Here is an 11,162-nt window from a genome sequence, read left to right as displayed (position 1 = left end):
AATAGGCGATAGGCCACAAAAAGTGTCGCGGGATGGAGCAGCCCGGTAGCTCGTCAGGCTCATAACCTGAAGGTCGCAGGTTCAAATCCTGCTCCCGCAACCAAAATTACAAGCCAGGTATCAAACACTTAGCCTCGCAACTCGCGAGGCTTTTTGCGTTTTGGGCACTTACCCCTGTGCTACAGCGAACGAAACGCACGCGCATAGGCGAGAAGACTGCGGGAAGCGGCGGGTCACCTAAAAGCATGGCGCGGATACGAACCTTACGGCAAAGGGCCTTCTTCCGTATGGCTGGACGAAGGAGCTGGACCGGGTACTATCCGGTGAGTTTGAGATTTCTGCGCCGTCAGGCTCTGCTCCCCTCAGCGCATTTTGTGACGCATCTGCTTTGCACCCAAGGTGAAACTTCTACTTTGATAAAACACCTGCATGGCTCTGTTCACACCGGCACCATCTGCACTAAAGCAGTTCGCCGATTGGTGGGAAAATCGGCCGATCCACGCTGTTTACCTGAGTCTAAAGTTGGTTTGCGATTGAGCTCTTTGAAAAACGCATAGGAAGCTAAGCGAAGAAAATTTATTTGACATGCATATATAATGTTTCATTTTATCTAATAAATTTTTTTGGTTGGGAGTGTGAGTAATGAAGTGGATGACGATAACAATCGGTTTGCTAACAGCTCTCGCCTCAAACTCAGTTGCTCAAACGGCTCGCCTAAACCCTACAACGGACTATGCGCTCATTAATGGCGCAATCCACACTATGGATAAGGCTGGAACCGTTGCCGAAGCCATCGGGATTACAGGAAACGAGATCGTTTATGTCGGCGACGCGGCGGGTCTTGCGAATGTTATTGGGATCGGCACTGAGGTAATCGATCTGGAAGGCAATATGGTGCTGCCGGGCTTTGTGGAGGGGCATATGCACCCCACGGCCGGAGCGCTGATTATGCGTGGTGTGGACCTCCAGATCGACAGCATCGACGGGATCCTTGAGCGCGTGCGCACCTATGCCGAAGAAAACCCGGAACTGCCAATAATCCATGGATACGGTGTGCGGCTTCACCTTTGGGATGACGGCTACGGCACGAAAGAGATGCTTGATGAGATTGACGCCGACCGGCCGATCTTCCTCTGGGGAGTGGACGGACACCAAGCCTGGGTAAACTCCAAAGCCTTCGAAATCGCCGGGATCGACGAAAACACGCCCGAAACGGTACCAGGTTTTTCGTTCTTCCGCAGAAACGAGGACGGCACGCCCGCCGGTTGGATTGTCGAAGTTCCAGCACAGATGCAGGTGCTCTCGAAACTGATAGATCTAAATATTGATTACACCAAGGCGGGGGTTCGTGAATGGTTGCCCCGGTTCGCTGCGGCAGGGATCACTACAGCACATGACTACGGCATTCAGGGCCTCGGGCAAGACGAAGGCTTTCAGCTCATGACAGACTTAGCAGCGTCCGGAGAGCTTCCGATCCGGGTTCAGGGCAATTTCTATTGGAATGACCCGAACCTCGACCCGATCCCGCCGCTTGAGGCGATGCGAGAGCAATTCGACACCGATCTTGTGTCCGCGCGAGGTCTCAAGATAAATATGGACGGTGGGGATGATGCCTATAGCGCCCTCTACACTGAGCCTTACAGTGACAACCCGGATGCCTCCCCCAACCCAATCATCCCGTTTGACACCCTGAACGAGACGGTGCTGCGCGCGGATGCTGCTGGCATTAATGTAGTGTGCCATTGTTTCGGGGATGCCGCAGTTCGAGCGGTCTTGGATGCGATCGAACTGGCGATCTCGCAAAACCCGCCGCGCGACCGGCGTCACGTAATCAGCCATGCGATGCTTGTTCACCCCGATGATATTCCGCGCTTTGGGGAGCTTGGTGTCACCTGGGATTCCACCGGTGCCTGGATGAGTCTTGATCCAATGCTGCAAAGTGTAACCATGCAGCGCCTTGGCGATGAGCGGGTGAATCGATATTCCCCTATGCGTGCGATTGCAGAGGCCGGCGGGAACGTGTCCTTGGGCTCGGACTGGCCGGCCGCTGGCTACATCTCGGAATACCGCCCACTGGTGGCGATCCGCACTGCGGTGATGCGTCAGCTTCCTGGCCGCGACGATGTCCCACCGCTGGGTGGCGAAGAGGCGCGTGTGCCGATAGACCTCGCAATTCGCGCGAACACGATCAACGCGGCCTACGGGATGGGTAAAGACCACGAAATTGGCAGCATCGAAGTTGGCAAACTCGCGGATTTGGTGGTGCTTTCAGAGAACCTCTACGAAATCGACCCAAGCACGATCCACGATGTCGAAGTGCTCTACACTATCATGGACGGCAATCTGACGTGGGATCATACAAAACAATAAAAGCCTCTATTCTGGAATTCAGCCTCCGAAAGGAGAATAGAAATGAAGCATGTTTATAGAGCTTTTCTGGCTGTGTTTTTGCTGTTTGGCGCGGCAGGACAATCCTTGGCCTGCGGTAACCCGATGCTTTGGGCTCTTCTTTTTGAGCACCATCCGGCGGCCAAGGTTGCTTTTCAGGCGGACTTAGACGCTCGGAAAGCCGGAATTGTTCAAGCAAGACCATTCTTGAGAAGGCCAGGCGTTTCGTACCATTCGTGGTCCATCAAGTCATTGAATAAGCTTGCGCAAGAAATGGCTCCTGCAATCTCTTCAAATTTGCAAAAAGGAGAAACATTTACTGTACTTTTGGCCATCGAGGTTGCTGCCATACGCTTTTATGCCGGTGATAAGGCACCAGAGATCATTTCAGCTTCCGAGATTAAGACCATCTCCGACTACGACGTCACGACTACAGTGAATGTGCTACATTCAGGCTGGCGGCATTCTCTCGCTTATGAAGCAATGGTCGAAAACGATCTCTTAGTTTTGGCCACTCCTGAGGCAGGTGAAACGGTTGCCGGTCTTTTCGACACAATGCCCAATGCTTCGCGGCGCCCCTGAAAATCTTTTGGAGAAGTGGAGCACCCCATTTGATTTGGACCACCGTTGTCAAAAAAATGCGCGCCCTTTCGGAAAGGCCTTGCCTGTGCCGAAGCTTCGCAGAATTGGTTGAGTTCTGATCGTTTCAATGCCGAACTTGCCGGTAGAATTGACCGGCACAATTCTTGTGGCAGCAACTGCCTGTGCGCTAGAAAGAATTAGGCCGGCAACAAAACGCCTCGTACCAACGCTGGAACCTACTATTGCTGATTTTGCAATTGGTGTTGGACTAGCGAAACTCTTAGCTCAAATAATGCCCGGCATTAGAACTACTTAGCTTTTATAGGAACAACTTATGGGTGTCGACAACACGTGGCTTAGGCACTTTGCCCGAATGTTTGAAAAACGCGCGTCAGATGCCCTTGTATTTAATGCTGTGCTGAAGGGCTGTGGCTTAACGCGCAACGATCTAAAGGAGGCTGCTGATCAGATTGACCCTTATAAAGAAGGTCAATTTGTTCGTTTGGCTTGCGACCAGTTGAAGAACCCGGCGTTTGCCACAATGGCAGGTTTGGCATTTAACTCACCGCGCGACATCGTTTGGTACATCGCAAAATATTCACGAAACCTAAAAGAAGCTATTGAAAACGCGTCGCATTATGGTGCGTTGGTTGATGATACTATTGACTACAGTCTGGTTTTGTCAGGAAATCATGCTTCGCTCCAGATGCACATTACTGACGGGGGGCTGGTCAAGTACCATCGTCGGACTGAGTTTCTTGTTTTCTCGGTAATTTCGTTGATGCGTTTGGTCGTGAATGCTCCTCTCCAACCACTGGAAGTTCGGTTCCAACACATGGTCAAATCAGCAGGACCCGAAATTCAAAGGTTGGCGGGATGCATGGTTGCCTTTGATTCCGAAAAGACTGAACTCATCCTGTCGTTATCATCTCTCGATCTTCCCATTCCAAGCTATGATCCAGCTCTCAAAGAACACTTGATTGACTACGGCGACAAACTTTTGAAGGAAAGGGGCGGGTGTGCGCCTAGTACTCGTAGCAAGGTTGAATCACTGCTATTGAACTCGTTGCCTGGACAAATTCCCAGCGCTCAAGAAGTGGCCGCAAGTCTCGGGCTCAGCACACGATCGCTGTCGCGTCGCCTAAATGAAGAAGGCCTGAGTTTTCGTGGTATTGTAAGCAATATCAGGTGTGATCTTGCGAAGACGTATCTCAAGGACGGGTTCGGCATCGGAGAAGTTGCGTTCTATCTGGGTTTTGCCGACCAGCCCGCATTCTCCACCGCATTCAAGCGTTGGACCGATTTAACACCGCGTGAATTTCAAAGACAAAACTAAGCCAATATGACGCCCCGCCTTTTGCCTTTTCAGTTGAACCACGCCTGAGATACGCTTCTGTTTCACTAGTGCGCGACTGACGATACCTGGGTGATTACACAGTCCGAAATTTGTGGCGCTTTCCACAGGACAAGTTCATTTGGTTCACCTTTTTCGATAACCATTGCGACAGCGCTTTTGGGGATGCTGGTCGCAAGGATGATCGGAGTTTTGGCTGTTAAACCATGACATCCAATTGCATAGTCCAATGCTGCATCAAAGTTTGTCGTCCAGGACAACCCAACTTCTTTCCCCAGCTTTTGACCGCGAAAAACCGAAATTTCTCTGGGTAACTGATGCCACTCCGCCGTTGGACTCCAGCATGACCTTCGTTTCTCTGCGTCCATTGCGTGAACGAACATGGTGTGGTCAATTTTTTCGAACCCACCCCATAAACCCTGCAACAAGGGCCAGAAATCTGCGCTGGAGATTTCATTTTCAAGCAACATTTCGACAACAGCATCTGCGCGCTGATCGGCTTCATAGTGTCTGTTCAAATGCATGTTGATTACTTCGACGGCACTGACTGCTTCGGTCTTCATGACTGACGCTCCAATTCTATCTCTGTAACTTGCAAAGCACCTTGCATGGCGCTGTCATCTGATATTGGTGGCGATCGTTCTTTCACTCATTTGAATTCCAGCCAAATGTTTTTCTTTTTCAGCCAAAGCGAGGTGAAGCGGCGCGCATCCATGATTGATCAAGGTGTGGATCACAGTGATCTTTACTTGCGACAGCGACTTTTGATTTGGTCAGAAAACTCTGACAGCAGCACTAAAATCTGAGACCAAGTCCTATAGAAAAGCCGTCGAAGTTTTCCGCAATAACACCGTTCAGCATTATTCGCCCAGCTTTGATGGCAGGAAGGCCAATTTGGCTCGCGTCTAACTCGACACCAACGCCTGCGGTTGCAAGCCAATCCGTATCCAGAACCTCAGCGGCGTTCCCGTGGTAATACACCAACCCTGCATCCAGCACGAGTTGGGTCGACAGATTGAAGATGTTCACATTCTTCAATGGATAGCGGTGGCGTGAAAAAAACGTTGTCTGGTTGGAATTTGCTTTGGCGTCCCCGGCCTGTGGTTCATCGATTGGATGAAATTCAAGGAATGTTTGGCGAAATCGATATTCAGCCTGCCAAGGACCGTATCTGGCTTCCCGATAGACTCCGACAGACGCACCTACGCCAAATGCATTCAAGTCACCATCGATTGGGTCAGTTGACCCTGAACTGACTGGAAAAATTGGAAAGTCAATTATCGAAGCGTCTGCCGTAACATGGCCGAGCGACACATGTCCGACGGGACGAAAGTGCCAGTCATTACCCAAAGGAAACTCCCAGCCTATTCCGAGGGTGGCTGCAACGCTCGCCCAAGTAACGTCCACGTCAACGCCAGGTGCGATTTCTGGGAAGAATACAACTGGGTTGTACACTTGATAAGCCACCAGCCCTTCAAGATAGAGGCCGTTTTCCAGAGGATGAAAGCCACCCCGAAGTTGAGTTGATCGCAGGCTGTTGGTGTCGCCTGATGCCCTTAGAAAAGAGAACGAAGACAGTGTCTCATTCGGCGTTGCGGCAATGCTCAAGACCGAAAGTGCTGCACGTGCCGCTGCCTCAGACGCATCCGGATCAACAGTTTGCGCGGTCGAAGCAGATGCGAAACCTACAATCCCAATCAACGCACAAATCTGGGTCGCCTTTAGTATTAGCTGATCAGGTACTTGGCTCACTGCACGCGTCCATGTGCTCTTTCTAGAATGCGTAGGCAAGCGACAATAGGGTCGCAACACCTTCGGTGGTGTTTCGATTGTCAAATTCCTTCCCCAACCTCAGAGCAATTTGAGCGCCTGGAAGACCTTTGGGCTTCCATACGCCTTCAGCTCCAACTAGGTTAATCTCGTACTTCGACGGGTCACCTAAGGGCGTTCCACTCTGCCTTGAAACTTGAATTGAACGAGCCGCCAATAAACCTAGGTTAATACCTTGGACAACTTCTTTTCCGAAGGCGACTTCCAAAGACAGAACGTCGCCGGGGCGTATATCCGTAGTCTCCTGACGTCCAAATTTCTCGTACCTTGCTTGAAACGTCGCTGCCCATGGCAGATTAGAGTTCTGCTTCCAGGTCGTACCCGCGAATAGCATATGGCTCCACAGGCCCTTGCCGGTATTGGTCGATCCTCCTGCTTCAAACTCTCCAGTTGGTGCCCAAAATGTATATGATGCTTGAAAGTGCCAATTATTGTGATGCCAGCCTAGGGCAACAGGCGTCACAACAGTATCGCCCATATGATATCCTTGGCCCAGTCCAGGCTCCGGCCGCAAAACCTGATCTCTGTATGTAAGGACTACCCCCGCAGAATAATCGGCGCCCAGCAGTTGGACGTCACGAAAAACGTAGCGGAAGGTCAGACGTGCCGCATTCACTGTAGATGTAGATGCGCCGACATCATTTCCATTGTCATCGACGTATCGCTGGATGTCATAGTTTATCCATCCGTTTTCGATCACTCTGGTCCCTTGGGGGGGCAGAATGGCAGAGGTCTGCCCCAGTCCAGCCCCCAGCCCATAGTTTCCTGCGATAGGAAATTGGGCCGCCGCAGAACTGCCGTTCAGTATGACGGCCAAGAATGCCACTATTCCGAAGATTGCAGATAATCTAGCTGATGCTCTTACGCCCATTCTCGCCCCCTAAATAGTTAAACTACTTACGTATCGCTAACGTGAGAAGCTATGTGCGACGTAGCTTCAAAAAATTCAGTGGCGCTCGCGCAAAAAGCCTTGTGTTGTTGGGTACTCAGCGCCCAACAGTTCCACTGTTTAGAGTAAGCGCCATCGCTGGATTAGTTTAGTTTTGTTTGATTGCAATTAACACATCGTCTTAAAAATAGATACTTTAATGCCACAAGCTCATTTCTAAACAGTGCGTTTGACTTCAAATCAAACCGGATCCAGTCAGAAAATATTTGACGGCATCAACTATGAACGCCAATCCCAAGAGGCCGAACAAAAGCGGGACAAGCCACGACGCTGTGGTGCTTATAAACTGGTTGAGCGCCTTCAATTTGTCCAAAATTGAATTTCCCGCAAAAGCATATGCAAGTGGAATCAGTGCAAACGGAAGCGCATACAGAAGGTTATAGATCAACAAACCTATGGGTTTGGATTGAACGTTAAATCGGAACATCTCATTGATGAATCCGAAGTAAGGTACGGCAAATGGCATCCCTACAACACATAGTGTCGCGCCCATTAGGAAGGATGGCAGCACACCGTCCTTCTGCTGGCTCGCCTCGGATCGCGCCGATTGTTTGTCCATTTCGGCACTTGTGCTCACCCTAAAAGCGAGGCCGAGCAGAACTAAGCCGAGAAGTAAGCCAATGATGAAATTGATACGCGTCGGATTCACGAACCCCTCGACGACAAAGTCCACTACTGGAGCGAGCAGTTCCGCAAGCCCGTAGACTATCAGAACCCCCATCACAAAGTACGCCACTGTATGACCTAAGATAAGCGCGTAACTATTTGCAATCGGTCGGCGCCCTGTCAGGGCAAAAGCCGTCGCAGCCAGAAGGACAGGACTGACTACGTCAACCAACAGAATAGGTATTCCAACCACCCAAATGTCATTCATACTCTGTCCCGTTCAATCGGTCTTTTGTCTAACTTGGAAACCTCGACGTTTATTCCTTTGCCTGTTTCCACTTCCGCGAAAGGTAAAGGCCATAAAAGACAGGGTGGACATTGGCCTAATCCCACGTTCCCTCCTCCCTCCGCAGAGCTTTCAGTCTAATTTGATGACCTTAGATGGCCAGTTTATCCATCTTTCTTTTCTCTGCAAATTCTCAGCGTCCTAAGTCTCCGAACACGGACGTAGTTTCCTTTTTGTGTAGCTATCCTGTAGAGGCACCCTCAAGGCGATGCAGCCCCAATTGAGAATGAAACAGGGTATTCGAAAATATGGTGGTGGGTGGCAAGTCAAGCTGTCCGGTTTTCCCGCAAGCAAATTGTTGTAATTTACAGTTACGCTACAGTAGGAAACCTGCTGTTTGCAGTCGCTCTTTCCCACTTCTGTTTTGTGAAAACGGAAACAGGAGCGAAAAATGTCTCAATTCAAACTTCTGGAGATCTTAAGGGATCAATATCCTTCAACCACTGCTGCTGCTCATAATCTTGTGCTGAAGGCATCAGAACTGAGGCTTGCCCGTGAAAACCAAATCTGGATTGATTTTCAAGGCTCCAACAAAGCACAAGTCGCGTTCGAAAACGCAATGTGGGAAGCCTTACTTTGGGCAGCTCGGGAATCCAGAGAAACGAGCCCAGAGCGATTGTTCAAATTCATGGCCAATTTTTTCGCTCAGTTTGCACTGGCTTGCCCTAGTTGGAACAGCGCGTTGCCTCAGGTAACGGACTATTTGCTTGAAGCCAGTGAAAAAGAGGCGTCCATGCTGTTCGACGCGCTTGCTCAGGTTAAAGGAGAGCATTTGGTAGTTAGAGGCGTTGGTCGACCAGAGCTTGGGCTTTCACTCCAGGCTTGATTATCCAGACTTTGGACGACGAAACCAGTGTCGAACTAAACCATATTGCCGTCCGGCAGGAATTCTATGCAACTAGATTGCATGAGTCTGTCGGGCGTTTTCAGTCCAACATGCTGGATATTGCTGTAGCGACCATTGTTGCGAGAGTTCAGCACAATACTTCGAAGCAACTTACGAGCGGTACGCATTCCTTGCACGGTCGTACTTAGACGTCATATGCGTCACTGCTATTGCTGCCAGCCAAATCGCGGATGAGCCAAGTTTATCGACGGCCGCAATTGGCAATACCAGAAACCCAAACAGAATTGACACCAAGTCGCTCGCCTGCCATCCGTCGGCAAGGATATCGGGAAGCAAACCTAGTAGGCTTCCGCAGGCACCCGCAACCAGAGTTGACATCAGCCCCCCTAAGAGAGCCAAAACCCATCCACCAAAACCCTTACGACCGAACATTGAAGCAAGCAAATAACCCATTATCGCACCACCCAGTGTCATTGCGATAACGTAGCGAACGACAAGACCCAAGTTTTCTTTTGCCCAGTCATCTTGCAAACCCTCTGGGAGGTCTCGAGACAGGAACAGCAGAAATAAGCTTCCACCGATCAGTGCCATCATGAGTGTTGATACCAATCTTGTGGTCTTATTTTTTGAATGAGCGGTAGGCATTAAAGTAATCCATTTCGAGAGCGTACACGCATTAGATCAAAAATGGTCCGGTGTTTTTCATTCGTCCGGCGAAGCTGCTTCTTTGGTGTGGACATGCACGTCCATTTGCGGAAACGCGATATTGATGCCCTCTTTCTGCAAGCGGGTTTTGCCAATCTCTGTCAAGTCCCACAGAACATCCCAGTAATCATCGGTTCGAACCCATGGTCTGCAATAAATGTTTACTGACGACGGACCCAATTCACCGACAAATATCCGCGTTTCCGGATTCTTCAGGCAACGTTTGTCTGCTTTCACCATCTCAGCAAGAGTAGCTTTGGCACGCTCAATATCATCTGCGTATCCAATTCCAAAAACAAGATCGACGCGCCGCACTCGGTACTTGGTAAGGTTCTCCATCGACCCCTGCCAGATGGACTGGTTTGGGATCTGTACCAACCGATTGTCAAAAGTTCTGAGCTTTGTTGAAATTATGTTTACGTCGACGACCGTTCCAATCGTTTGATTGATAGATATAATATCACCCTTTGAATAAGGGTTTGTTGCTTGGAGTAAAAAACCGCCAATCACGCTTTGAAATAAATTCTGCAGCATGAATGCAATAAGGAACCCAAGACCACCGACAATGGCAGTTGTGACGCCAATATTTACACCAAGCCCCCACAAGGCGAAAAACAAGCCAAGAACAAGAATGCTCCAGCGGATGACGTTCGGTATGACAACTGCCGCGATTTCATTTTCTTCGTTGCGGCCGTGAAGCCATCTGCTCGATACTCTTTTAAAAATCCCGCTGAGAAGGAAAGCAAAGACCAAAACTATGATTGCTTGGAAAAGTCCGCTTAACGCCCTGATCCCGCCCCTGCCTGACACCACCCAGTCCCAGGACAGATGGGCAATGGCTGACCACTGGTATGAAAGCAAAAGCTCACCGATAAAGCCCTTGATGAACCCTTCGTGCTTTTTCATTTCCTCTTCAGGGCCGCCTTTTCGCCCCAGGGCGTAAACCACAATGATGTAGTTCTGAAGGTCGCCTATGTTTTTTTTATTCGTCGCCTTTATCTCGGCAACGAGTTCAGGAACCTGTTCATCGGCGACAGTTTCCAGCTGCGTTAAACCTTCGGCTATTCTAGCGAGGTTCGTTTGAACCCGGCGCTGCCAGATATCTGCAATCTCTGAAAGATCGTCTACGCCCAAAGCAACTACGTGCCGAGAGAGTACATCTTCGCCCACATTCGCCTCGCTCGCGATCGCAACTGAGTTCTGATACGGGTCCGAGTGAGCGTGTTGCTGTGCTTTGGCCGCTCCCAAAATCAGCAGCAGAATTAACGCGACAGACAATACCGTAGCACCAATAGAAGCCGCTGCTCTGGTGATTTTGTGAAAACGAAAATGCTTCATGTATCTACTCGTACAAATTCCAGTCTATTGTGACACACAATGGTATGGTTTCTACAAGAAATACTGTTTCGACAGTTAATGTCTTTGCGGTTCGGATGACGTTAATCATTTCTTCAACCGCCAGCGTCAAATGGCTCTTTCTTTTGTTCCATCAAAGTTAGTCTAGCATAGATCGCCGGGAGTGTATGGGCCGTTCGAGCTACGCAATTGATCAGGA

The 11,162-nt window shown here is 49.9% G+C and carries 10 protein-coding genes and 1 tRNA gene; 5 read left to right on the top strand and 6 right to left on the bottom strand.

Annotated elements, in window-relative coordinates; genetic code table 11:
• Positions 1–26 precede the first annotated feature (26 nt).
• From ACR0D7_RS16810 to ACR0D7_RS16795, 4 genes are all read left to right on the top strand, one after another.
• Positions 27–103, top strand: a tRNA-Met gene (locus ACR0D7_RS16810).
• Between the two features lie 659 nt (positions 104–762).
• On the top strand, positions 763–2,370 hold the full coding sequence (locus tag ACR0D7_RS16805; protein WP_480680054.1) for an amidohydrolase: 1,608 nt from the start codon (positions 763–765) through the stop codon (positions 2,368–2,370).
• Positions 2,371–2,412: 42 nt separating this feature from the next.
• On the top strand, positions 2,413–2,970 hold the full coding sequence (locus tag ACR0D7_RS16800) for a hypothetical protein (protein ID WP_480680053.1): 558 nt from the start codon (positions 2,413–2,415) through the stop codon (positions 2,968–2,970).
• Between the two features lie 334 nt (positions 2,971–3,304).
• A complete protein-coding gene (locus ACR0D7_RS16795) occupies positions 3,305–4,306 on the top strand; it encodes a helix-turn-helix domain-containing protein (protein WP_480680052.1) in 1,002 nt (333 codons plus the stop codon).
• Between the two features lie 65 nt (positions 4,307–4,371).
• Here the strand turns inward: ACR0D7_RS16795 and ACR0D7_RS16790 are convergent, their stop codons facing one another.
• The 4 genes from ACR0D7_RS16790 to ACR0D7_RS16775 all read right to left on the bottom strand — a co-directional run bounded on the left by ACR0D7_RS16790 (position 4,372) and on the right by ACR0D7_RS16775 (position 7,977).
• Positions 4,372–4,887: a hypothetical protein gene (locus tag ACR0D7_RS16790; RefSeq protein WP_170386883.1), complete on the bottom strand. Its 516-nt coding sequence runs from the start codon at positions 4,885–4,887 to the stop codon at positions 4,372–4,374.
• Between the two features lie 232 nt (positions 4,888–5,119).
• A complete protein-coding gene (locus ACR0D7_RS16785) occupies positions 5,120–6,076 on the bottom strand; it encodes a hypothetical protein (RefSeq protein WP_480680051.1) in 957 nt (318 codons plus the stop codon).
• A gap of 22 nt (positions 6,077–6,098) precedes the next feature.
• Positions 6,099–7,025, bottom strand: coding sequence for a SphA family protein (locus ACR0D7_RS16780; RefSeq protein ID WP_480680050.1), 927 nt, complete (start codon positions 7,023–7,025; stop codon positions 6,099–6,101).
• Positions 7,026–7,278: 253 nt separating this feature from the next.
• On the bottom strand, positions 7,279–7,977 hold the full coding sequence (locus ACR0D7_RS16775) for a GAP family protein (protein ID WP_480680049.1): 699 nt from the start codon (positions 7,975–7,977) through the stop codon (positions 7,279–7,281).
• A gap of 469 nt (positions 7,978–8,446) precedes the next feature.
• On the opposite strand from ACR0D7_RS16775, the gene ACR0D7_RS16770 reads away from it, so the two are divergent.
• On the top strand, positions 8,447–8,881 hold the full coding sequence (locus ACR0D7_RS16770) for a hypothetical protein (RefSeq protein ID WP_480680048.1): 435 nt from the start codon (positions 8,447–8,449) through the stop codon (positions 8,879–8,881).
• Positions 8,882–9,052: 171 nt separating this feature from the next.
• Here ACR0D7_RS16770 and ACR0D7_RS16765 read toward each other — a convergent pair whose 3' ends face one another.
• Entirely contained in the window at positions 9,053–9,547 is a 495-nt protein-coding gene (locus tag ACR0D7_RS16765; protein ID WP_480680047.1) for a hypothetical protein, read from the bottom strand.
• Between the two features lie 57 nt (positions 9,548–9,604).
• Positions 9,605–10,945, bottom strand: coding sequence for a mechanosensitive ion channel family protein (locus ACR0D7_RS16760; RefSeq protein WP_480680046.1), 1,341 nt, complete (start codon positions 10,943–10,945; stop codon positions 9,605–9,607).
• Between the last annotated feature and the right edge of the window lie 217 nt (positions 10,946–11,162).

This window comes from Ruegeria sp. BB7, assembly GCF_056539365.1.
Note: the sequence above shows the minus strand (reverse complement) of the source record. Positions and strands in the feature narration are given on the sequence as shown.